This window comes from Paludisphaera rhizosphaerae, from assembly GCF_011065895.1.
GTDB lineage: Bacteria > Planctomycetota > Planctomycetia > Isosphaerales > Isosphaeraceae > Paludisphaera > Paludisphaera rhizosphaerae.
Genome location: NZ_JAALCR010000026.1, coordinates 1 through 23,460 on the forward strand (window position 1 = coordinate 1; position 23,460 = coordinate 23,460).

Annotated in this window: 18 protein-coding genes; 7 read left to right on the forward strand and 11 right to left on the reverse strand. The window is 64.9% G+C overall.

What is annotated here, in order from left to right; translation table 11 throughout:
• The first annotated feature begins 347 nt into the window (after positions 1-347).
• On the forward strand, positions 348-4,874 hold the full coding sequence (locus tag G5C50_RS25465; protein ID WP_165073795.1) for a tetratricopeptide repeat protein: 4,527 nt from the start codon (positions 348-350) through the stop codon (positions 4,872-4,874).
• A gap of 63 nt (positions 4,875-4,937) precedes the next feature.
• Here G5C50_RS25465 and rfbA read toward each other — a convergent pair whose 3' ends face one another.
• Positions 4,938-5,837: a glucose-1-phosphate thymidylyltransferase RfbA gene (gene rfbA / locus G5C50_RS25470; RefSeq protein ID WP_165073796.1), complete on the reverse strand. Its 900-nt coding sequence runs from the start codon at positions 5,835-5,837 to the stop codon at positions 4,938-4,940.
• Between the two features lie 300 nt (positions 5,838-6,137).
• Here rfbA and G5C50_RS25475 point away from each other — a divergent pair, with 300 nt between their 5' ends.
• Positions 6,138-7,691 carry an FHA domain-containing protein gene (locus tag G5C50_RS25475; RefSeq protein WP_165073797.1) on the forward strand — a complete coding sequence of 518 codons (1,554 nt, stop codon included), beginning with the start codon at positions 6,138-6,140 and terminating at the stop codon, positions 7,689-7,691.
• A 124-nt stretch (positions 7,692-7,815) separates the two neighbouring features.
• Here the strand turns inward: G5C50_RS25475 and G5C50_RS25480 are convergent, their stop codons facing one another.
• From G5C50_RS25480 to G5C50_RS25495, 4 genes are all read right to left on the reverse strand, one after another.
• A complete protein-coding gene (locus G5C50_RS25480; RefSeq protein ID WP_165073798.1) occupies positions 7,816-8,508 on the reverse strand; it encodes a sugar transferase in 693 nt (230 codons plus the stop codon).
• A gap of 780 nt (positions 8,509-9,288) precedes the next feature.
• Positions 9,289-10,698 (reverse strand): D-glycero-beta-D-manno-heptose 1-phosphate adenylyltransferase, encoded by a 1,410-nt coding sequence (gene rfaE2, locus G5C50_RS25485; RefSeq protein ID WP_165073799.1) that lies wholly within the window; start codon positions 10,696-10,698, stop codon positions 9,289-9,291.
• Positions 10,699-10,821: 123 nt separating this feature from the next.
• Complete coding sequence (locus tag G5C50_RS25490; RefSeq protein ID WP_165073800.1) at positions 10,822-12,114, reverse strand: ABC transporter ATP-binding protein; 1,293 nt, start codon at positions 12,112-12,114, stop codon at positions 10,822-10,824.
• A 68-nt stretch (positions 12,115-12,182) separates the two neighbouring features.
• Positions 12,183-13,091, reverse strand: a complete 909-nt coding sequence (locus G5C50_RS25495; protein ID WP_165073801.1) for an ABC transporter permease — start codon at positions 13,089-13,091, stop codon at positions 12,183-12,185.
• A gap of 339 nt (positions 13,092-13,430) precedes the next feature.
• On the opposite strand from G5C50_RS25495, the gene G5C50_RS25500 reads away from it, so the two are divergent.
• A complete protein-coding gene (locus G5C50_RS25500) occupies positions 13,431-14,456 on the forward strand; it encodes a glycosyltransferase family 2 protein (protein ID WP_165073802.1) in 1,026 nt (341 codons plus the stop codon).
• Here the strand turns inward: G5C50_RS25500 and G5C50_RS25505 are convergent.
• Together G5C50_RS25505 and G5C50_RS25510 are read right to left on the reverse strand one after the other, a co-directional pair.
• Positions 14,451-15,080 (reverse strand): serine O-acetyltransferase, encoded by a 630-nt coding sequence (locus G5C50_RS25505; protein WP_165073803.1) that lies wholly within the window; start codon positions 15,078-15,080, stop codon positions 14,451-14,453. The genes G5C50_RS25500 and G5C50_RS25505 overlap by 6 nt on opposite strands.
• Positions 15,080-16,102, reverse strand: coding sequence for a glycosyltransferase (locus G5C50_RS25510; RefSeq protein WP_165073804.1), 1,023 nt, complete (start codon positions 16,100-16,102; stop codon positions 15,080-15,082). Before G5C50_RS25510 ends, G5C50_RS25505 begins: the two co-directional genes overlap by 1 nt.
• A gap of 241 nt (positions 16,103-16,343) precedes the next feature.
• Between G5C50_RS25510 and rfbF the strand changes: the two genes are divergently transcribed.
• The 4 genes from rfbF (at position 16,344) to G5C50_RS25530 (ending at position 19,761) form a co-directional block, all read left to right on the forward strand.
• Positions 16,344-17,141, forward strand: coding sequence for a glucose-1-phosphate cytidylyltransferase (gene rfbF, locus G5C50_RS25515; protein ID WP_165073805.1), 798 nt, complete (start codon positions 16,344-16,346; stop codon positions 17,139-17,141).
• Positions 17,142-17,222: 81 nt separating this feature from the next.
• Entirely contained in the window at positions 17,223-18,221 is a 999-nt protein-coding gene (locus G5C50_RS25520; RefSeq protein WP_165073806.1) for an NAD-dependent epimerase/dehydratase family protein, read from the forward strand.
• A 54-nt stretch (positions 18,222-18,275) separates the two neighbouring features.
• Positions 18,276-18,824 carry a dTDP-4-dehydrorhamnose 3,5-epimerase gene (gene rfbC / locus G5C50_RS25525; RefSeq protein ID WP_165073807.1) on the forward strand — a complete coding sequence of 183 codons (549 nt, stop codon included), beginning with the start codon at positions 18,276-18,278 and terminating at the stop codon, positions 18,822-18,824.
• A 7-nt stretch (positions 18,825-18,831) separates the two neighbouring features.
• Positions 18,832-19,761 carry an NAD-dependent epimerase/dehydratase family protein gene (locus tag G5C50_RS25530; protein ID WP_165073808.1) on the forward strand — a complete coding sequence of 310 codons (930 nt, stop codon included), beginning with the start codon at positions 18,832-18,834 and terminating at the stop codon, positions 19,759-19,761.
• A gap of 30 nt (positions 19,762-19,791) precedes the next feature.
• Here the strand turns inward: G5C50_RS25530 and G5C50_RS25535 are convergent, their stop codons facing one another.
• Genes G5C50_RS25535 through G5C50_RS25550 form a run of 4 tightly spaced genes read right to left on the reverse strand, consistent with a single transcriptional unit; the run spans position 19,792 to position 23,409 of the window.
• Complete coding sequence (locus tag G5C50_RS25535) at positions 19,792-21,042, reverse strand: glycosyltransferase (protein WP_206107850.1); 1,251 nt, start codon at positions 21,040-21,042, stop codon at positions 19,792-19,794.
• A complete protein-coding gene (locus G5C50_RS25540) occupies positions 21,039-21,614 on the reverse strand; it encodes a D-glycero-alpha-D-manno-heptose-1,7-bisphosphate 7-phosphatase (protein ID WP_165073809.1) in 576 nt (191 codons plus the stop codon). Before G5C50_RS25540 ends, G5C50_RS25535 begins: the two co-directional genes overlap by 4 nt.
• Positions 21,611-22,432: a WecB/TagA/CpsF family glycosyltransferase gene (locus G5C50_RS25545; RefSeq protein WP_206107851.1), complete on the reverse strand. Its 822-nt coding sequence runs from the start codon at positions 22,430-22,432 to the stop codon at positions 21,611-21,613. The genes G5C50_RS25540 and G5C50_RS25545 overlap by 4 nt, the downstream gene beginning before the upstream one ends.
• A complete protein-coding gene (locus G5C50_RS25550; RefSeq protein WP_165073810.1) occupies positions 22,429-23,409 on the reverse strand; it encodes an exosortase/archaeosortase family protein in 981 nt (326 codons plus the stop codon). The genes G5C50_RS25545 and G5C50_RS25550 overlap by 4 nt, the downstream gene beginning before the upstream one ends.
• Positions 23,410-23,460: the final 51 nt, after the last annotated feature.

A 23,460-nucleotide genomic window follows, 5' to 3' on the forward strand; every position in this document is an offset into this window, starting at 1 on the left:
GTCCCCCGAAGGGTGTTGTGGATTGCGTTGACCGTACGGAGAAGGACCTCAAGCCTCGCTTGACGTGAACCATGTCCGGTTAATCGTGAGTGCACGCGAGAGGAGGGTCGGGATTTGTGACGGTCGAGACGGTCGAAATGAAAGCTTGTGGAAATGGACCGTCTTATTTTGAACCGAACGACGTATGACCTAGGGTGAGGATGAGACTCTGCGGGCGTCGTTGTCGTAGAACGGGGCGACTCGTTAGACTGGGACGCCGAGGACGTCGGCCGAACGCGAAGCTCATCCGCTCTCCGTTTCCGCATGCCGTCGCACCGCGCGCCCCGCATCACCTGAGAGGTTGCTTCATGGGACCGAAGACTTTGAGACGACTGGTCGTTGCGGCCGTCGTTCTCGTCTTGGGCGTTGTTTCGATCTTCCTGCTCCAGCGGTATCAGATGTCCCGTATGGGGCGCAGCAACTTGGAGCGAGCCCAACAGGCCGTCAAGGACGGGGACCTGGCGAAGGCCGAGGACCTGTATCTTCAGCACGTCCTGGTCTTCCCCAAGGACGACGACGCTCAGATCGAGTATGCGAAGGTCGTCGTTCAGCGGTCGAAAACCGCGGCCCGTACCCAGCAGGCGAGCCAAATTTACCGCGAGATCCTCAGTCGGCAGCCCGGCCGCGACGACGTCCGCCGGCAGCTGGCCGAGTTGATCGTCGACTCGTTCGGCGAGAACCCCTCGGACGCGGTTCTGGCGGATGCGCGGGCGTTTGTGACGCCCCTGGAGAAGACGTTCCCCAACGACGGCGACGTGGCCTACATGATCGGTCGTTATCGTCAGGGGCGGAAGGAAGATAAAACCGCCCTCGAGGCGTACAAGAAGGCCATCGACCTCAAATCCGAGAAGCGGTTCGACGCCTATCAGCGGATCGCGGCCCTTTACCGTGGGCCGCTGGGACGGCCCGAGGAGGCCGACCGCATCATCGACGAGATGGTCAAGAACAATTCCGCGAACAACGCCGATAAGTTCCGGGCCTATCTGGAGCGAGGTCGGTACCGGGAGCGAAATCGAAAGCCCGAAGAGGATCCGTCGGCCTCCATCGCCGACTTCAAGGAGGCCATGAAGTGGGGGGCGGCCGAGCCCGAGCCCTATCTGGAACTGGCGGCGATCGAGTTGCGCATGACCCAGACCGCTAAGACGCCGGCGGAGGTGGCGAAGCACCGGGAGGCGGCGCAGCAGATTCTCGACCAGGGGCTGAAGGCGTCTCCCAAGTCGGGTCGGCTCTATCTGGCGTTTGCTCAACTGACGAGCGACGCTGAGACCCGATTGAAGATTTTGCGGACCGGCATCACCGAACTGCCCGACGACCCGGACCTGCGGTTTCTCCTGGCCGACGTGCTGGCCGTCCGAGGCGCGACCACCGAACTTGAGACCCAGGCCCAGGAACTGCAACGGCTGGGTTACACCGTGGTCGGCGATTATTACGCCGCTTACGCTCAGGCGAACGCCCGGGACTGGACGACGGCCAAGAAGAACCTCCTGGACAAGGTGGTTTCCAAGGACGCCTTCGGGAACAACCCGATGATGCGGTCTCGCGTCAGCCTGCTGCTGGCGAAATGCTACGGGGCCGTCGGCGACGTCGAAAGGCAGCGGACGGCGTTGGCCGCCGCGGTCCGCGACGATCCAAACAACGGGGTCGCTCGAGCCACCTGGATCGCCGACCTGGCGGCTCAGGGGGAAATCGACCGCGCGATCGCCGAGTATCGCGCCATGGCGTCGATCGAGCCGGCCGTCCGCCCGGAACTGGCCCGACTTCTGGTCGAGCGGAACCTGCAGCTCGAGCCCGGTCAGCGCGATTGGCGCGAGGTGACTCAGGTGCTCGACCGGATCGAGGCCGATGACCCGGGATTCCCGCCGGCGGTCGTTCTCAGGGCTCGAATGAAGGCCGCCCAGGGCCTGGGCGACGAAGCTGCGAAGCTCCTGGCCGACGAGGCTGCGAAGCTCCTGGCCGACGCCCACGCCAAGGGCCGCCGCGACACCGGCGCCGTCTTCGTCTGGACCACGTCGGCGGAATTCCAGGCGGCCAAGAGAGACTACGAAGGTGCCTTGAAGACGCTCGAAGAGGCTCGGGTCGCCCTGGGAGACTCGGATGAGCTTCGGCTCGCCCGTCTCCGGATTCTGACGGCTCGCAAGGCGCCTGATCTGAAGGAGTCGTTGATCGCTCTGACCAAGGGGGATGAGAGCCTTCGCGTCGAGCAGCGGATCGCCGTCCTCGACGCTGTAGCCGAAACGCTGGCGAGAATGGGCGAACGTACGGCGGCGGCCGAGATCTGGAACCGTCACGCCGAACTCGCGCCCAACGATCTCGATCCGCGGGTACGCCTGCTGGACCTGGCTCTCACGCCTGACGAGAAGAAGACCGACGCCGCCGACGTCGCCCGCCGTCTGGCCGATATCAAGAAGGCCGTGGACGAAATCCGCCGCGCCGAGGGCTCGGACGGATCCCTGAGTCGATACGCCGAAATTGAGATGAAGATTTGGCAGGCCAAGCACTCTGACGACGATGCGGAAAAGGCCAAGTTCCGCAACGACGCCCGCACCCAACTGGCCGAGCTGCGCTCACGTCGCCCGGACTGGTCGATCGTTCCGCTGACAACCGCTCGGCTTGAAGAGCTGGAGCTCGACCAGGCTAAGGACGAGACCGATCGGAAGCGGCGGTTGGGCCGCGTCGCCGACCTGTATCGTCAGGCCGTCGACCTGGGACGGCACGACCTCGCCGTCGTTCAGAAGGCGACGGAGCTGTTGATGCAGGCGGATCGAACGTCCGAGGTCGGACCGCTCTGGAACAAGGTCCCCCGACTCAACGCCGATACCGCCGATTCCAACGCCGTGGAGCGGGCCATCCTCGGCAAGGTCCTTGAGGACAAGGACGCCGGCAATCTTGCGGGGGGCGACCGCTCCCAGGCTCTCGACAAAATCGTGGATATCGTCCGCGAACGCGTCGCTGCCCGTCCTAAGGACTTCGCCGAGGCCCATACGCTGGCCCAGCTCCTGGTCTTGCGGAAGAAGCCCGAAGAGGCGGAAGACGTCATTCGTAGATCGATCGCCGCGGTTCCCGACGACCCGAACCGTAGGATCGTTTTGGTTCAGCTTCTGGCTGCCGGCAGTCAGTTCGACAAGGCCGAGCAGGCCGTGGCCCAACTTGAGCGCGCCGTCCCCGCCGAACGGCTTCCCCTGGCTCTGGCCGAGTGCGCGAACTTGATCGCCCAGGGCTGCGGGGTCGCCGGTCGTGAGGCTCAGAAGGCCAAGTGGTTCGCCGTGGCCAAGAGCTCGTTCATCAAGGCCCAGGCTGCTGAGCCCAAACTGTTCGCTCTGAAACGGCGGTACATCGAGTTCTTGCTCCGCTTCAACGAGGTTGACGAGGTCGAGAAGGAACTGAGGACCGTCCTCAACGCGGCGGCCGAGCCGACGAGCGGCGTCGACCCCGCCGACGCCGCCTGGGCCAAGCGCACCCTCGCCATGACCTACGTCATCCGCGCCGAGCTGACGGGCGACTACCAGCAGGCCCTCAAAGCCCTCGCTCTGTACCAGCCGCAAGGGGGGGCCGAGCGGCCGGCCGTCGACGAAGCCGAGGACCTTCGCATTCTGGCCCGCGTTTACGAATCTCAGCGGATGGTCGGTTTCCGTCGGCAGGCCATCGAGATCCTTGAACGGCTGGACGCCCAGCATCGGGCCTCCGACGACGACCGCTTCCTGCTCGCCAAGCTTTACCGGGCGGACAATCACTGGGACAAGGCGCACGTCGTCTTCACCAGGCTTGTTGAGGAGGCGCGCAAGCCCAGCTCCGTCCAGGAGCTATACCAGCAGATGCAGATCGCCAGCGACTTCGTGTCGACCCTGATCGACAAGATCCAGGCGGCCGGCGGCAAGCCGGCGGGCGACGTCGCCGAGGCTCAGGAGCTGATCGAGAAACTGCGGAAGATCCAACCCGACGGGTTCAACGTCCTGGCCTTCCAGGCTCGACTCGACAAGGCGACCGGCAAGCTCGACCAGGCGGAGGCTCGGCTCAAGGAACTGGCCGACCGACCTCAGCTTCCGACCGCTCTGGCCATTCCCACGGCCCGACTGGCGGAGACCCTGGGCCTGTACGACATGGCCGAGCGCATTCTCCGGCGGAACGCCATGACTTTCGCCCAAACCGAGAACCAGCTCGAATTCGCCGCCTTCCTGGGTCGCCGCGATCGTATCAAGGACGCCCTCGACGTCTGCGATCCGCTCTGGAGGACCGCAAGCCCCACGCCAGAGCCCATCGCTCCGACGGTCATCGCCATCCTGCTGAGCTCGAAGACGTTCAACGACCCTGTCCAGATTTCCCGCGTCAGCGGCTGGATCGAGCGCAGCCTTCAGCAGCATCCTAACTCGCCCTTGCTCATGATCGCGCTGGGAACCATCCGCGACCGTCAGCTGAACTATCCGGAAGCCATCAAGCTCTACGCCGGCGCGTTGTCCAGGAGCAGCGGGGAGGTCGTGCCGCTGAACAACCTCGCCTGGCTGATGACGCTTAAGGGTGAGAAGGGGGCCGCTCCCCTGGACCTGATCAACCGCGCCATCAACATACGAGGACCTGCCCCCGAGTTCCTCGACACCCGCGCCGTCGTCTACCTGACCAACGGCGAAGCTCGCAAGGCGATCGAAGACCTCGAAAACGCGGTCGCCATGGACCCGACGGCCTCTCGGTACTTCCATCTAGCGCGAGCTTATATGGAAGCCGGCGATCTTGAGGCGGCCCGAAAGAGCCTGGTCAAGGCCCACGACCGCGGGCTTTCCGAGGCAGACGTGCATCCGCTGGAGCGGGCCGCTTTCACCCAGGTTGAGAAGGCCCTTAAGTGACGACGACTCGACCTTGATTGGACCGACCGGACGCCCCGTATAGGACGTCCGGTCGGTTCTTATTCAGTCGACGTCTCCGCTCGCCCCAATCTGGGGTTCGCGGATCAGTTCCTTGAGATAGCGACCGTAATCGTTGGGGAGCTTGGCGGCGAGTCGTTCGACCTGCTCGGCCGTGATGAATCCCTGGCGGTAAGCCACCTCTTCGATGCAGGCGATCTTGAACCCCTGTCGCGCCTCGATGGTCTCGACGTAGTTGGCCGCCTGGATCAACGATTCGATCGTACCCGTGTCCAGCCAGGCGAACCCTCGGCTGAACAACTCGACCCGCAGAGCGCCGCTCTCCAGGTAGATCCGATTGACGTCGGTGATTTCCAACTCGCCGCGAGGCGAGGGCTTCAGCGACGCCGCGATGTCGAGGACGCGATTGTCGTAGAAATACAACCCAGTCACGGCGAAGTGCGACTTCGGCCGAGCCGGCTTCTCCTCGATCGAGAGGGCCTTGCCATGGGCGTCGAATTCAACGACGCCGTATCGTTCCGGATCGCGGACCGGGTATGCGAAGACCGTGGCACCCTCGGTGTAATCCCCGGCGCGGCGGAGCATCGCCTGGAACCCCTGACCGTGGAAGATATTGTCCCCCAGAATCAAGGCTGCATCTCCGCCGCCGATAAATTGACGGCCAATCAGGAACGCCTGCGCGAGGCCGCCCGGGTGAGGCTGGACGGCGTACTCGATGTGCAGCCCGAATTGGCTCCCATCCCCCAGAACTCGCTGAAAGCCGCCGATGTCGTCGGGCGTCGAGATCAGCAGGATCTCTCGGATACCCGCCAACATCAGCGTCGACAGGGGGTAATAGATCATCGGCTTGTCGTAGATCGGCAGCAGTTGTTTGCTGACGGCCCTCGTGATCGGATAAAGGCGGGTGCCGGCTCCGCCCGCGAGGATGATGCCCTTGCGATTCATGTGTCCATGAGATCCTATGCGGTAAGCCCTTGCGCCTTGCGTTCGGGGCTGTCTGGTCGTCCTGCCGCCATTGGACAGTAGCCTAACGGTTCAGACTTGGGAACTCAAACAGCCGACTGCATCGTGTGAACCGGCCGTTCGTTTGTGGAACCAGCCCCTCGTCGCTAAACTGGATGATTGTAAGGGTAGGTGCTTTTGAAGGCGGGTCTTTGCAGCCGGGATCTGCGGCTCAATGGCCCGCCGGACGTTCCCAGCCCATCCCGAGCCCGTCGCCGAGAGGCGCCAGGACCAAGCCGATCCATGAAATCGTTCTCGGACGCATGCCGCCTGGTGGAGCCCCTGCAACTCGTCGTCGAGGCCGCCGGCGAGCCAGACGTGGGGGTTCGCGTCCTTCACCAGCCATTCGCCCTGATCGGCCGGGATCCTCGGGCCGACGTTCCTCTCGAACATCGTCTGGTAAGCCGACGACACGTCTACCTTCAGGTCGTCGAAGGGCACGCCTTCTGGATCGATCTGGAGAGCCGGCTTGGGACGTTGGGAGGCGGTCGACCGCGCAAGTACGGGTGGCTGACGCGCGATGAGACCATCAGAATCGGCCCGTATGAACTGCGGAGGACGACTCGGACCCGTCCTGCCGGATGGGATGAGCGGCTGCCGGAGGCGGTCCCGCTAGTCTCCCGATCGTATGGAGCCGTCCCCTGGCCGGATGTCGGATTGGAGTTTCTCAACGGGCCGTCGCGATCGGCGCTCTGGCCGATGAACCGCGTCGTCTCGCTGGTCGGCTCCGCCGCCGGCTGCAAGTTCCGTCTGGCCGACCCGAGCGTCTCCCTGTTCCACTGCAGTCTCGTCCGATCTCCGACTGGTCTGTGGGTCGTCGACTTGCTGGGTGGCGGCGTTGAGGTCAACAACACCGCCGTTCGTTATGCGATGCTCGAGGACGACGACGTCCTCTCCATCGGGCGGTATCGGATCCGCGTCCGCAGCCGTCTGGCGCTCGAAGGGCCGCGGCCCGAGGCTGGCCGTGATCGTGGCACGAGTCGGTCCCTTTCGCTCCTCCGCACTCCGCCGCCCAACTCCACCATGATTGCGGCGGCCCGGATCGATGATGAGAACGACCTGGTCGTTCGTGCTCAGCCAATCGCCGTCATTCCCGCCGAGATCCAAGGCGCTGGGATGGGCGAATCGGCCTCGGTTCTCGTTCCGCTCATGAATCAGTTCGGCATCATGCAGCAGCAGATGCTCGATCAGTTCCAGAGCGCGATGGGTATGCTCGTCGACATGTTCGGCTCGCTCCAGCGCGAACAGATGGACCTGATCCGCCAGGAGCTGGATCAACTCCGCGAAGTGACTCGGGAGTTCCAGGATCTCAAGGCCGAACTCGCTTCTTACACTCGCGAACGTGCCGCGGGAACGCCCTCGCCTTCGGTTGGTCCAGCGGTCTCTGCCGAGGTCCCCGCAACTCCGACGACTCCGCCCGCGGCATCCGTTGCCGCCTCAGTCTCAGCGCCGGTCACTCCTGCTGAAACGCTTAAACACGAGCACAGGTTTATCAACCCCGCTCCTGAGGCGGTCGAACCTGTCGCAAGCCCAACCGTCGCGTCGTCCGAGCCTGCGCCGCCTGCTCCGGCCGCCGCAGAGGGGATTGAAACGCCGACTCGAAGGGCGACGGCCGGCAACGCCGATCAGAAACCAGGAGCAAGGCCGGCGGGCCGTCCACGTCCTGAGAAGGCCCCGCGACCGGAGGGGGCCGACGCCGACGTCATGCTTTGGCTCAACCAGCGGATCGCCACGCTCCAGGAAGAGCGAGAGACGCGCTGGCGGAAGATCCTGAAGCTCCTTCCCGGCTCTTCATGAACTGAGAGTCGGAGGGGTTGCGATCGTCTCTCCGTCGTTGATTTCGAAAGCGAATCGGCTTCCATCCCCGTAAGGAGGGCGGAAGCCGAAGAGGAAATCGGCCGATCGAGCCGAACCGATCGAATCAGCAAGCACCTCGCCCGACGACCACCGCGAAGAACGTACGGACGATGATGGCCAGGTCGCCGAGGATCGTCCAATTCTTGGCGTATTCGACGTCGAGCTTGACCATCTGAGCATAGTCGACGCCGCTGCGGCCGCCGACCTGCCAGGGGCCGGTCAGGCCCGGAGGAACCTGAAGGCGTTGCCGATAACCCTCGGCGTCGAGGGTTTGGAGCATCTCGCTGTCGCGGATCTGAAGCGGGCGAGGCCCGACGACGCTCATCTCGCCGCGGAGGATGTTGATGAGCTGCGGGAGTTCATCAAGGCTGGACTTACGCAGGAACCGACCCAGCGGCGTAACCCTGGGGTCGTGCTTGATCTTGAACAGAACCTGACCGGGCGACTCGTTCTTCGCTTCCAGGCCGGCGAGCTGCTTCTCGGCGTCGACGACCATGGTGCGGAACTTGAGCACCCAGAAGAGACGACCGCGATAGCCGCGGCGCAGCTGTCGGAAGAAGATCGGCCCCGGCGAATCCAGGCGGATCAGCACCGCGACGGCCAGCATCACGGGCATGAGCACGAGGAGGCCGACGAGGGCGCCGCTGAAATCAATCGCCCGCTTGACGGACGACCGAGCGGCTTCGGCGACGACCGGCCATCCGGATCGCTGGGAGAGAAGGGCGGTCAGTTGGAGCTTGTCCGGTTGGGAGGGCATCGGCGTTCCAAAAGGCTCCGTAGGAAGAGGCGAGGGCGATGAAGACGGCGAGGCGTTCATCGTTTCGAGCTCTCCGTTATCGGCGAGGCGACCCATCGGTTTGTTGATGAGAGGGACAACGCCTTGGAACAGAGCGGGGGAAGAGAAACCAGGTCGCTTTCAACCATGCGAAAATGACAAGTTGCAGGTGCCGGACGAACGCATCGCAGTCTAGTCACTGGCTCGCTCGTCGTCAATCATTGTGCGGCATTGCGTCGATTTTAAGAATCAATGGTGAACTCGGGTTGTAAATCTCCAACGCGCCATTGCACACGACTCAAATTCGCACCGAGACCGTCAGCCGAGTCGGAGACCCCTTCGAGTTGGGCCTTCGCAAGGCGGTTCCGTCAGCGGTTCCATTTCGGCGGGAGAGCCAGGGAGGAGTGCGGTCCCGTCGAACCGACCGACTCGTGGAGAGTCAGGCCGCCTCGGTCAGAGCAAATACTGTGCCGTTGTCCTAGGCTGTCGCCGCCGACGTCGGCGGCGAATCTCGTCTTGGTCGTCTCAGTGGAGTCGATTCGGATCGCCTCATCAACTCGCTTGCAACGTCCGCTTCTTATACGGTCGTCGCCGTGGCTGTGACGGCGACGACGGTTAGGTAGTTATGCAATAAATAGCTCGCGATAGACGAGGGGGTGGGATTGAGAGGCTGCAAATTCCGCGACAGAATAAGGAATCGGCTCGGTGGCCTACTGTTCGGATGCACGAAGCTGGGCGTCGGTGCATAGATGCGAGGCAGGATCAACCGGCCTTGCGGTCGAGGATGGCAGTGGTGCTGAGTCCAGGGACGAGCGGAAGAGCGATCACTCGCCCGCCTCGGGCCAAGACAAGGTCGGCTCCGGCGATCTGGTCAAGCGTATAATCCCCCCCCTTCACGAGAACGTCCGGTTCGAACGCTTCGATGAGGGCGACGGGAGTGGGGTCGTCGAAGAGGACCACGACGTCGACGCAAGCTAGGCCGGCCAGGAGGCTGGCGCGGTCGCTTTCGCGGATGACGGGCCGGGTCGGTCCCTTCAGGCCGCGGACCGAGGCGTCCGAGTTGAGTCCGACGACCAGCAGGTCGCCCAATCGCTTGGCACCCTCCAGGCAGGAGAGGTGGCCGGCGTGAAGGATGTCGAAGCAGCCGTTCGTGAAAACGACCCGGCGGCCGCGCCGACGCGCCTCGGCCAGCTGGAGAGCGGCGTCCTGGGGCCGAAGGATTTTGGGCGAGAGTCCGCCCCAGGCGGCTTGAAGTTCGCCGGTTTGAACGACGTAGGTTCCCGGACGACCGACGGCGATGCCTGCGGCCGTGTTGGCGATCCGGCAGGCGTCGGCGATCGGCCACTCGGCTCCCAGGCAGGCGGCCAGAACGGCGACGACTGTGTCGCCGGCTCCCGTGACGTCTGAGACGTCGCGGGTCTGGGAGGGGATGTGGTAGATCGCATCCGGGAGGGCCAGGGTCATACCCTGAGGGCCTCGGGTGATCAGCATTGCGTCCGTCCCCAGGGCCTCGCGCAGTTCCTCCGCAGCGCGGCCGGCTGCTTCATCGTCCGGGAGGGGGCGGCCGATGGTCCGCTCAGCCTCCAGCAGGTTGGGAGTGACGATGGTGGCTCCGGCGTAGGGGGCGAAGTCCACCTTCTTGGGATCGACGACGCAGGGAACTCCGAGCCGCCGGCATTCGGCGATGATCGAACGGGCGACCTTTGGGGTGATGACGCCCTTCTCGTAATCGGCCAGAACCACGGCTGATTGGCTCTCAATCAGCGGTAGAACGCGGGCCAGGACGTCTTCCTCAAAAGCCGCGAAGTGGGCGCGGTCGCCGTCGCGGTCGAGCCGCAGGAGCTGCTGGTGGGCCTCGGAGAGAATCCGGGTTTTGCTGACCGTGGCGAGTTCGGGTCGTTCGACCAGTTCGAGATGAGCGATCCCTTTGGCCGCGAGGGTTTCGCGCAGCAACTCACCCTCGGCGTCGCTGCCGACAAGGCCGCAGAGGCCGGCTTGGCATCCAAGGCCGGCCAGGCCGGCGGCGACGTTGCCCGCTCCTCCAGGGGTGCGGACCTCGCCGATCAAGCTGACGACCGGAACGGGAGCCTCGGGCGAGATCCGACGAACGTGGCCGTGGATATGGCGGTCCAGCATGACGTCGCCGACCACCAGGACGCGGTTGTCGAACATCGCGGGCCTCCTTGCCTCGCCTTGAGTCGACTTGTTTCGCCCGATCACGGCCGTCCGGGCCCGCGGGCGCGCAGGTCCGGTCATTCTAACGGGCCGGGCTGTGTCGAACAGCCCAATCCGTCGTCAGCCTGCGGCCTCGGCCTGGACGGGGGAATCAACCGAATCACGGGACCAGGGGAGACGGACGCTGAGGACGCCGGGACGACCTTCGTACTGACTGGTGAGATCGCGGAGCGTGAATTCGCAGCAGTCGTAGTGGTGGTCGATGGCGCCTGTGAACGTCGCGGCGCTGCCGACGGTCAAGACGTAGGAGGTCGCGGCCAGGATTCGGGGAGGAATGGCGACCTCGAACGTATGAATCCCCGGACTCAGGGCCTCGGTGTGCTCGGGATTGACGTCGCGGACGTCAGAGTGGAGCACTCGGGTCCCTTCGATGTTCTGCACGTAGAACGACAGGAAGCTTTCCATGATGGGCCGACGGACCTGGTAGGTCATTCGGATCACGATGGGCTCGTCGCAGGTGAAGTCGGTTGACCGACTGCCGTCCTGGTGGAGAACCTCCACCTTGAGGAATTGGGCGGCCTTGGCGGGGTCTGGCTCGAACGTCGCGAGCGACGCGGCCTGATCCGAGTTCGACGTCATGTACGAGCGGATCACGCTCTCGGCGGGGCCGATCATGGCGACTCGGCCCTTCTCCAGCAGGATTCCCTCGTCGCAAAGCTGACCCAGGGCACCCATATTGTGGCTGACGAACAGGACGGTCCGGCCGTCCCCCGTGGCCACGTCGCGCATCTTGCCCATGCACTTCTTCTGGAACGCGTAATCGCCGACAGCGAGGACCTCGTCGACGATCAGAATCTCGGGCTCCAGGTGGGCGGCCACGGCGAAGGCCAGTCGCACGAACATGCCCGAGGAATACCGCTTGACCGGCGTGTCCAGGAAGCGGTCGACCTCGGCGAAAGCCACGATCTCGTCGAACTTGCGACGGATCTCGGCCCGTCGCATCCCCAGAATCGCGCCGTTGAGATAGATGTTCTCGCGGCCGGAGAGCTCCATGTGGAAGCCGGTTCCAACCTCCAGCAGGGAGGCGACTCGACCCCGGAGCGTCACCGAGCCCGAGGTCGGCTCGACGATTCGGCTCATGATCTTGAGGATCGTCGATTTGCCGGCGCCGTTGTGGCCGATCAGCCCCACGACTTTGCCCTGCTCGACCTCGAATTCGGCGTCCCGGAGCGCCCAGAACTCCTTCTTCCGACTGTTCGACTCCGACGTTCCGCCGGCGAGGCGGCGGCGCATCGAGGCGACCTGATCGCCCAGCACGCTGCGGAGCGAGAAGCGGGCCAGATTATGCCCCGACCCTCCCCTCAGGACGTAACGCTTGCTGAGCTTGTCGACGCTGATGATCGGTCGGTTCATAGTGGAAGTGGTCGGGGTGTGCGGATGGTGGCGATGCGATCAAACGGTCCGGGACGCAGTCGCGACGCTCAAACGTAATCCGCGAAAAGCCGCTCGCTGCGGCGGAAATAGAAAAGCGCGAAGATGAACAGGCCGATCGCCACGCCGCTGGAGATCAGCAGGCAGTTCCATTGAATCGGCAGGCCCAGGATCACCGCGCGGAATCCGTCGGTGATGCCGAACATCGGATTCAACGACATGAACCAGCGATACTTGGGAGGAATCAGCGGGTCGATCGTGTAGAAGACCGGCGTCACGTACATCATGATCTGCGTGAGGAACGGCACGATGTGCTTGATGTCGCGGAAGAAGACGGTCACCGCGGCCAGGATGCAGCCGATCCCGAGGCTCGCGATCAGCGTGAGGGCGAAGAAGACCGGCAGGAAGACGACCGTCCAGTGCGGCGGGATTCGGTAGAACAGCAGCAAGAAGCCGAAGACCAGGGTGGTCAGCAAGCCGTCGACGAGGAAAACCGCGGCCCCGGTGATCGGCAGAAAGAGCCGAGGGAAGTAGACCTTGGTGACCATGTTCAGCGAGGTGGTCAGGCTGTTCGCCGCAGCCGGCATCCCTTGCGAGAAGATCGACCAGGGGATCAGGCCGGCGAAGATGGCCACCGGGGCCGGGATGCCTCCCGACATGGGCACCTTCATCATGCTCGCGACGAGCGTGAAGATCCCCAGCATGATCAGAGGCTGGACGATCGCCCACGCGGGGCCGAGGATCGTCTGCTTGTATCGCGCCGCGACGTCACGCCAGATGAGAAATCCGAGCAGTTCCCGATACTCATACATCTCGCCCCAATTGACCGCCCGCCATCCCGAGGTGGGACGGATGACGGTTGTGTGCTCCGCCGCGGCCGCTGACTCCGATGGGTCGGAAGCCTCGACTCGGCTCAGGGGCTCTTCCGGGGCGGCGACCGTCGCTTCGATCTCGGTCATGAGGGGATGACATCCAAGGCCGTAGGGAAAGAGGTCCCGCGTCGAGGCTCACCCTCGGAGCAGGGGGACCTTCAGGACGCAACGGGCCCCGTGGCGTGTGAGACGGCCGGGGAGAGCCAGATCCAATATACTATAGGCCGCCGTTGAAGAGGTTTATTTGATCGGTTTGCCACGCCCGTCGTCAAGAACTCTTCTAGGCTCTTGTGGCGGTGCGAGGACGTTTAGCGACGGCTGTTGCGGTACGTCGGCATGTTGCCCCCGGCGTCGTTGGACTGCTAGAATCCAGGCCTGCGGCGGCCTACCGGCTGCGTGGCCTTGCGGTGCGGTGGGCTCGGATTCATGAATGATGTAGGTCTGGTCGCGATCGGACGGAACGAGGGCGAGCGGTTGCGTCGCTGTCTGACGTCCGCGGGGGGGCTCGGCAGGGCCCTCGTCTACGTGGATTCGGGGTCGAACGACGGCAGCGTCGAACTGGCGCGAAGTCTGGGGGCGGACGTCGTCGAGCTGGACCTGACCAAGCCGTTCACGGCGGCGCGTGCTCGAAACGCCGGTTTCGACCGCCTGACGGCGAATGCTCCCGGCGTTCGTTACGTGCAGTTCATCGACGGCGACTGCGAACTCGCCCAGGAATGGTTGAGTCGGGCCCGGAACGAGTTGGAGACCCGGCCCCGGGCGGCCGTCGTCTGCGGCCGACGCCGCGAACGTCGGCCTGGCGACTCGATTTACAATCGGCTGGCCGATCTCGAGTGGGACACTCCCATCGGCGAGGCCAAGGCTTGCGGCGGCGACGCCATGATGCGGGTCGAGGCGTTTCGCGACGTCGGCGGCTATGACCCTTCGTTGATCGCGGGCGAGGAGCCTGAACTCTGCGTTCGGATCCGTCGCGCGGGCTGGACCGTGCATCGCGTCGACGCCGAAATGACGCTTCACGACATGGCGATGACTCGCTTCAACCAGTGGTGGCGTCGGACGGCTCGCGCCGGCCACGCTTTCGCTGAGGGGGCCGCGATGCACGGCAAACCCCCCGAACGGCATTTCGCCCGCGAGACCCAGCGAATCGTCTTTTGGGGGTTGGCTCTCCCACTGCTCGCACTGGTCCTCGCATGGCCGACGCGCGGACTCAGTCTCGCCGTTCTGGCGGTGATCTACGTGCTGCAGACGGTAAGGATCTACGGCCGCCATCGCCGCGAGGGCGTTTCGCCGGCCGACTCGCGGGCTTTGGCCTTGTTCACCGTCGTCGGCAAGTTCGCCGAGGCGCAGGGGGCTCTCCGCTACTGGCTGGGCCGCGCCTCCGGGCGTCGGAGCCGCGTCATCGAGTATCGCGACGCGGCCGCCGCGGGCGCCGTCGACGGTCCTGGATCATGATTCCTCGGGCTTCGGAATCGACGTCCTGACCACCCGAGCGGGAATCCCGACCGCGGTGGAGTAGGCGGGGACGTCCGAAATCACGACGGCGTTGGCTCCGATCAGGCTGTCGTGACCGATCGTGACGGCGCCGAGGACGCAGGCTCCGCAGCCAATGTCGACTCGGTCCTCGATCACCGGGATCGCTCGGAGTCGGTCCTTGGTCGCGACGCCGAAGGTCGTGCAATGCCGGATGTGGACGTCGTCGCCAATCGACCGCGCGTGCAGGACGATGCCGCCGTGGTGCCAGATCCGGACTCGACGGCCGAGCTTCACGGTGTACGGCAGGTGGATGCCGCCGATCAACTCCGCCCAGGCCGACAGGAACCGGTAGAGCAGGGACAGCGGCGCCCGCAGAAGTTTGGGGCGTATCCCCATCCGCCAGTTGCCGAACCGGTGCAAGGCGACCGCCCAGAATCCAGGCTCGAACCACGATCCGTCGTGAGTCCGCAGGTCTTCGCGGAGCAGGGCGATGAACCCGATCTCGGGCGGATTCAGGTTGCGATCCCCTGGATTCAGAGGAGGCAGGGGATCGTTCAGGGCTTCGTCGTGGCCGCGAGCCGAGGTTGCGGAGGAGGTCGTCATTATCGAGGGACTCCCGCCGGCGCCGGCTCTCTCATGGCGGCCATCGCCGGGTTCTCAACCTCGCGAACCGCGAATCCCGTGCGGAAGACGCTGTGACGGAAGGAGTCGGCCAGGAAGTTTTCCGGATCGCGGTCCGGCCTGTTCTGCAGCCTCCTCCGCAGCCGCCAGCAGGCGAATCCGGCGAGGAACGCCGCGTCCGCCAGGGCCGTGTAGGCCGCCCCATGGTTCTTCAGGAAGAACCGCCTCCTGGCCTGGAACCAGTACGCGGGTCGACGCTTGACCTTGGTCGTCTCCTTCGCCTTGATGCCCGTCGAACAACCCTCCAGGTGGATGATCTTGCTTTCGGGGACGTACCACACCTCCCATCCGGCGCGGTGGGCTCGAAGACATATGTCGATGTCGTCGAAGTAGGTGTAAAGTCCCTCGTCCAGCAGCCCAATCTCCTTGAGCATCGTCGAGCGTAGGATCATGCTTGCGCCGGCGAGCCATTCGGCCGGGCCGGGCTTCGAGTGGTCGACGTCCAGCCGTCCGCTGAGCAGCGGCGAGAGGACGCCCAGGCGGAGCCCCCGATCCAGTTCGGAGCCGACGCCGGTGAAGAGGAAGGGCGAGGCCTGGATCTCCCCCTCGGGAGAGAGGAGTTGGCTGCCGGCGATTCCGGCCCGCGGGTGGGCGTCCATGAACTCGACCAGCGACGTCATCGCGTCTTTTTGGACGATCGTGTCGGCGTTCAGGAGCAGGACGTACTCGGGCGGATCGTCCGACTCCAAAGCCGGCCGGATCACCAGGTTGTTGCCGCCGCAGAAGCCGCGGTTCACCTCGACGACGGTCAGGTCGACCCACGAGTTCCAGCCGTTTTCGTCGATCGCGCGGCGGAGTTGCTCGGCGGCTTCGGGGCCTGTGCCGTTCTCGCAGACGCCGACGCGAGCCCCAGGAACCCGAGCGATCTCCGCTTCCAGCGACCGCAGGCAGTCGATGGTCAGCTCCGGAACCTTGTAGCAGAGGACTACCACAAGTAGTTTCATGCGAACGCGCCTGAAGGGGAATTGTCGGACCGGCCGCCGGTCTAGTATTGTAATATGCGGCCTCGCCGGGTTGGTGACGTCACAGCGCGACCACCGGCGGCGTATTCTGCCCTAATAATGCAGCCGACGGGCGGAGAGAGCCCGAGAGAGCTCCATTGAATCCTCCGGAACTCACCTCGACAAGGGAGGCTTCGGAGAAACCTCGACGGTCGGGGCCAGTCCTACTCGCATAGGGGGATCGGTGGAAGAACGCTTAACGGACGTGCCCGTCTTCGTGCTCTGCGGTGGATTGGGGACCCGACTTCGCGAGGAGACCGAACTTCGTCCCAAACCCATGGTCCCCGTCGGCTCGCGGCCGATCGTCTGGCACATCATGCGGACGTACGCCCACCATGGGTTCCGGAAGTTCGTCCTCTGCCTGGGCTACAAAGCCGAGGTTGTGAAGTCGTACTTCCTCAATTATTCATCGATGAATAGCGACTTCACCGTCGAGTTGAAGAGCAACAACGTCATCGTCCACTCCGTCGATCACGACCAGGACTGGGAAGTGACGCTGGCCTTCACCGGCGACCTGACGATGACCGGCGGCCGGGTCGCCCGCGCCGCGGCCAAGTACCTTGGGGACGCCCCTCGCTTCGCCGTCACCTACGGCGACGGCGTCACCGACGCGAATCTCACCGACGAGTACGCCTTCCACCGCAAGTCGGGGATGCTCGGCACCGTTCTGGGCGTCAATCCGCCTTCTCGTTTCGGCGAGCTTAAGCTCGACGGCGACCGCGTCGAGGAATTCGCTGAGAAGCCCGAATTCGTGGACAGCTGGATCAACGGCGGTTATTTCTTCTTCGAACGCGACTTCCTTCCCTACCTCAGCCAGAACGAGGGCTGCGTCCTTGAACGCGAGCCGCTCATCCGCCTCGCGCAGGACGGCCAGCTCGGCATGTACCGCCACCGCGGATACTGGGCCTGCATGGACACCCAGCGCGACCTGGAGCAGCTCAACAAGCTGTGGGCTTCGGGCGAGGCCCCCTGGGCCGTTTGAGCCCGACCGCCTCTCCTCTTGAAATCCTCTCGAAGCACCGACACCGCACCGCTCATCTTCTGAAAGAGCCGTCCAACCGCCATGAAAGTCTTCGTCACGGGACATCGGGGCTACATTGGATCCCACCTGGTCGACGTTCTGAAGCAGGAGGGCCACACCGTCGTCGGCTGCGACGTCGGCCTCTTCGATGGTTGTGAATGGGAGCCGCTGACGCCGGCCGACGTCGATCTCGTCAAGGACGTGCGCAAGGTCGAACACGTCGACCTCGACGGCTGCGACGCGGTGATGCATCTGGCCGCCATCTCGAACGACCCCATGGGGGCTCTCAACGCCCAGCTCACCTACGACGTCAACCGCGACGCCTCGATCCGCCTCGCCAAGATCGCCAAGGAGGCCGGCGTCCCCCGCTACCTCTTCGCCGGCAGCTGCTCGGTCTATGGCCAGGGCGAAAAGCTCGACCTCGACGAGAGCGATCCGCTCAACCCGCTGACCGCCTACGCCCAATCCAAGATCGAGACCGAGCAGGAAGTCTCCAAGATCGCCGACGACAACTTCTCCCCGGTCTACCTCCGCAACTCGACGGCCTACGGCCACTCCCCCGTCCTGCGAATCGACCTCGTCGTCAACAATCTGCTGGGCTCGGCCCTCTCTTACGGCGAGATCCGGATCCAGTCGGACGGCTCCCCCTGGCGGCCGTTGATCCACTGCCGCGACATCGCCCGCGCCTTCGTCGCGCTTGCCCGCGCCCCCAAGGACGTCGTCCACGACAAGGCGATCAACATCGGCGCCAACAGCGAGAACTACCAGGTCAAGGACGTCGGCGACCAGGTCCAGCGGCTCGTCCCCGACGCCAAGGTCACCTACACCGGCGAGGTCGGAGCCGACCCCCGCAACTACCGGGTGAAGTTCGACTATCTGTATTCCCTGCTTCCCGACTTCAAGCTCGCCTACAACCTGGCCTCCGGCATGGAGGAGCTCCACCGGAAGATGGTTGAGCACGGCTTCTCCAAGAAGGACTTCGAGGGAGATCAGTTCGTCCGGCTCCGCACGCTCAAGCACCGCATGGATCGGCTCGGCTGAGCCCGCGACGAGGTCGACGCGACATCCTTCAGAGTCTATACCCAAGGCACACCGATGATCTTCACCGAGACGCCCATCCCGGGCGCGTTCCTGATCGACCTGGAAAAGCGCGGCGACGACCGCGGCTTCTTCGCGCGAGCCTTCTGCGAGAAGGAATTCGCCAAGGCCGGCCTCGTCGACCGCTTCGTCCAGATCAACAACTCGCTGAGCGCCCAGAAGGGGACGCTCCGGGGGATGCACTACCAGCTCGCCCCGGCGGCTGAGACCAAGGTTGTGCGTTGCATCCGGGGGTCGCTCTACGACGTGATCCTCGACCTCCGCCAGGATTCCCCGACGTTCGGCAAGAGCTTCGGCGCTGAACTCTCGGCCGAGAATCGGCGGATGATGTACGTCCCCAAGGGCTTCGCCCACGGGTTCATCACCCTGGCCGACGACACCGAAGCGTTCTACTTCGTGGACGAGTTCTACTCGCCTTCGCACGAGCGGGGCGTCCGCTGGAACGACCCGAAGTTCGCCGTCGAGTGGCCCATCGCGCCGGTCGTCCTCTCCGAGAAGGACGCCAATCAGCGCGATTTCGACCCCGCCTGGCACCTGACGGTTTGATCAACCCATGAAGATTCTTCTCACGGGCGCCAGCTCGTTCACCGGCTACTGGTTCGTCCGCGAACTGGCGGCGGCCGGTCACGAAGTCACGGCCGTCCTGCGCAAGCGTCCCGAGGACTATCCCGACGAGGTCCGCCGCCGTCGCGCTGAGGGGCTCCTCGACGTTTGCAAGCCGGTCTATGGAGCGTCGTTCGGCGACGATGCGTTCCTCGCGCTTCTGCGCGAGGGCGGCTTCAACGTCCTCTGCCATCACGGGGCCGACGTCACCAATTACCGAAGTCCGGACTTCGACGCCGTCGGCGCCGCCGCCAACAACGCGAAGAACCTGCCGGCTGTGATCGAGGCTCTGCGATCCGGCGGCTCGCGGCGGATCGTTCTGACGGGCTCCGCATTCGAGGGCGGCGAGGGGGCCGGTTCGCAGGGCCTTCCCGACTTCTCGCCGTACGGTTTCTCGAAGCGGCTCACGTCCGAGACGTTCCGCTATTACGCCGGCCGCGACGGTCTGAGCCTGGGCAAGTTCGTCATCCCGAACCCGTTCGGTCCTTATGAGGAGCCGCGCTACACGGCCTACCTCATGAAGAACTGGCTGGAAGGGAAGACTCCCTCCTGCTCGAATCCGGTCTACGTCCGCGACAACATCCACGTCTCGCTTCTGGCGAAGGCGTACGCCGCGTTCGTCGCGGGCCTGCCGGATCTCCCCAACTACGCCCAGCTCAACCCGATGGGCTACGCCGAAAGCCAGGGCGCATTCACGCTCCGGCTCGCTCAGGAGATGCGGCCTCGGCTGAATCTCCCGTGCGAGGTCGAGTTGAAGAAGCAGACGGCCTTCCCAGAGCCGCGCGTCCGCATCAACACCGACGTCGTCGACGCCGACATCCTGGGCTGGGACGAATCGGCCGCCTGGGACGCGATGGCGGACTACTACCTGAAGGGTTGAAGTCGGCTGAGTCTCTCGCCCGTCCGCCTCTCAGCGGCGGGCGAGGCTCTCGCGGATTAGGGCGACCAACTTGCCGGCCTCGACGTGGGCGTCGTGACGCTCGGCGGCGCGGACGGCTCCATTGCGGCCCATCGCTTCGAGTCGTTCGACGGGGGCTTCGAGCACCTCGCGCATCGCGTCGGCGAGGGCATCGACGGACGACGGAGCGACGAGCCAGCCGTTCTCGCCCGGGCGGACCAGTTCGGGGATGCCGGCCACCCACGTGCTGACCACCGGCCTCCCCAACGCCAGGGCCTCCATCAGGACGACCGGCAGGCCCTCGGCGAAGCTGGGCAGAACCAGAGCGCGGGATTGCAGGACGAGGTCGCGGACCTCGGCGTTGCTCTTCCACCCCAGCAGGCGGACGGAATCAGCCAGGCCGAGGCGGTCGATCAGCGACTCAATCTCGGTCTTCAACTCACCGCCGCCGACGAGCGCGAGGTCGAACTTCACTCCCTCGGCCTTCAGCTTCGCCGCAGCCTCGATGAGGATGGGGAGTCCCTTCTGTTCGGCGAGCCTCGCCACACAGACGAGGCGTGGGGCCTCGGGGATCGGGACCGGATCGGCTTTGAGAAAAAGCGGGTCGAGCCCGCAGTGGACGACTTTGAGCTTCGGCCATTGGTCGTAGGAGGCCCAACGGCTGAGTTGGCTGCGGCCGTACTCGCTGATGGCGACGGCGAAGGCGGAGCCCTCCACCTTGGCGTCGAGCCCCAGCGCAACGGGCTTGTCGAACTCTTCGGGACCGTGGGCCGTGAAGCTGAACGGCGGGCCGCCGAGCGTCCGGCAGAGCAGGGCGACGGTCGTCGAGTTCGTGCCGAAGTGGGCGTGGACGTGTTCGGTCCCGGCTTCGCGATGCCAGTCCAGAAGGACGCACGCCTCGGCCAGGTAGACCAGGTGCTTGAGAACGCCCTGGCCAGAACTCGCGCCACGACGACCGAGCTTTACGGCCTGGTTCAGAGCCTTGAGGAACTGACCAGGCCGGCTCACCGTCGTCTTCGCCAGGGCTTTCCCCAGCCCGACCGCCCCCAACTCCAGAACAGCGCGAGTCTGTCGCGATTCCTCCTGGTCGTCAGGATCGACCAACCCCGTCGCCCAGCGACGGAGGGTGAATCGAGCGACCGGTCCGGTCTGGCTTTCGACCTGGCGCAGCTCGCGGCGAATGAAGGTCGCGCTGGGGACGGGATAGGTGTTGACGAGGTAGGCGATCCGCGGGGCGGTCTCGTCGTCGGGCGTCGGCTTCACGGCGTCTCCGGGTGGGCGAGGATCAGATCGGCGGCGGCGGCGAGGTCGGCGGCCGCAAAGACGCGACCGGCTGCGACGGGGGTGGGCAGATCGTCCAGGGTTGATTTCGAGCCGACGAGGATGCTGCGGCAGCCGGCGTTGAGCCCGGCGAGGACGTCGCTGATGAGATCGCCGACCATCCACGAGGCCGCGAGGTTCAGACGCAGCTCCTCGGCCGCACGCAGGAGCATCCCGGGGGCGGGCTTGCGATCGGGGTGTTCGATCGTCGTCCGGTCGGTGCTTCGAGGTGCGTGGGGGCAGTGATAGATCGCGTCGAGCCCGGCGCCGTCGACGGCGAGCCGGCGTTCAAGCTCGTCGTGGATTTCCTGGAGGCGGGCCTCCGTGATCATTCCCCGACCGACGGCCGATTGATTGGTGGCGAGGACCAGCGCGAACCCGGCCCGGCGCAGGGCCGTTAGCGCCTTCGCCGCTCCCGGGAGGATCCGGACCCCGGCAGGGTCGGAGAGATAGGGGACGTCGGCGATCAGCGTATCGTCCCGATCGAGGAACACGGCGGGGCGTGCAGCGCTCACGGGCGGTCGTCCTGCGCTGCAACGACAGCCTCGGGATGATTATCCGATCGGCGGGGCGCGTGGGCTGCTTCAAGGCCGCCGCGTTTCTCGCGGAGTCTCATCCGTCCCAAGAACGCCGCGTTACGTGCGTATCGCGAAGTCAGTCGGCGGGGCTCTTGAAGAAGTCGGAAGAGCCACTCGAGGCCCGTCTTCTGCATCCAACGAGGAGCCCGAGTAAACCGGCCCGCGGCGAATTCCAGGGAGGCCCCGACCTGAACGGCCACCGGGACGTCGAGCTGCTCCAGGTTCTCGGAGATCCAGCGTTCGCCCTTGGGCTGACCGAATGCGACGAACAGCAGATCGGGACGCGCGCCGCGGATCTCGTCGACCAGCGTCTGATGCTCTTCAGCGGTGAGCTTGCGGAACGGCGGGCAGGCCGTGCCGACGATCTGAAGTCCGGGATACCGGCTGCGGAGTTTGGTGGCGGCTTCCTCGGCGACTCCCGGCGGGGCGCCCAGGAAGAAGAGCCTTCGTCCCTTGCGGGCCGCCAGGTCGCAGAGATGGAAGATCAGATCCGAGCCGGCGACGCGCTCCGGGAGCGGCGACGGCAGGCGGCGCGAGGCCGCGACGATCGGAGCGCCGTCGGCCAGGATGAACGCGGCCCTACGGTTGATCGCATCCAGGTCGGGTTCCTGGTGGGTCAACATCACGTAGTGCAGATTGGCCGTGATGAAGTATGAGGGCCGTCGCTCTTCGATCAGTGCGTCGATCGCGGCGACGGTTTCCTCAAGCGTCATTTGAGCGAAGGGGACGCCCCAGACCCAGACGGGATCGATCACGAGGACCTCTGCTGGATGACGGCCGGACCGATCGGACGCGCCGCGGCTTCGGCTTCACGATCGTCGAACAGCCAGGACAGAATCCAGACCTCCATACCGACCAACGCCAGGGCCAGGGGCATCATCAGAAAGCCCGCCCAGTCGTGCGATCGGTGCCGCCACGCCTCGTCGGTTACGTAGTAGTAGCACCATCCGGTGGCGACGATTCGCGAGATGTTGCTGATCAGGGCGATCGGCAGCGCGCTCAGCAACACGACGATGCGCTTCCACAGCGGCATGGGGATGAGGATCACGGTGGCCGTCACCGTCGCGGCCAGCGTCATCAGCATGGAGAGACCGTTGCAGGCCAGGGCGACTTCCAACTGCTCAGGGCCGTGGGGCGAGGTCAAATTGATGACGTTGCCCGCGGGAATGACCCACATGCCCATGAGCTGGAGGATGAAACAGCTCCCCTTCGTGGCGACGTTCTGCAGCGGTTGCGAGACGAGCGAATTGAGCGCCTCCGGCAGGGGGAACATGAACACCAGAAACGCCAGGGCCGGCCAGGCGCGCGAGAGCAGCTGCTGGCCGCCCACCGCATATGTGACGCACGCCGCCACCGGAATCAAAGTGATGTTCTCAGTCCAGGCCCTTCCTGTCTCATAGGAGAAGGCCCGTACCGCCAGCAGCAAGGCCAGCAGAGCCCAGGTCCGCCAGGACGTCTTCGGGGGAGACCAGGTGAAGGGGTGATCGTTGATCCGCCGCCAGAGGATGACGGCCGCGATCGGGATCACCAGAAAGCCGTGCGAATAATTCGGTTCGATTTCCCAGACCTTGGCCAGGGAAAGGAGGTTCGGCAGGTACGCGAAGACCAGCAAGGCGATGCCTACGACGGCGGCAGGCAGCCAGGGGTGGTCGCGGAGCCGTTCGAGTGGGGACGGTCCAACGCCGGCGCTCTGCGACGGGTCCGTCGTTGGGTAGGCTGGGAGTTGAGACAAGGTCGAATCCCTTGGGGTCTGAGATCGGTTAAGAGGAGAGGCGGATGCAGG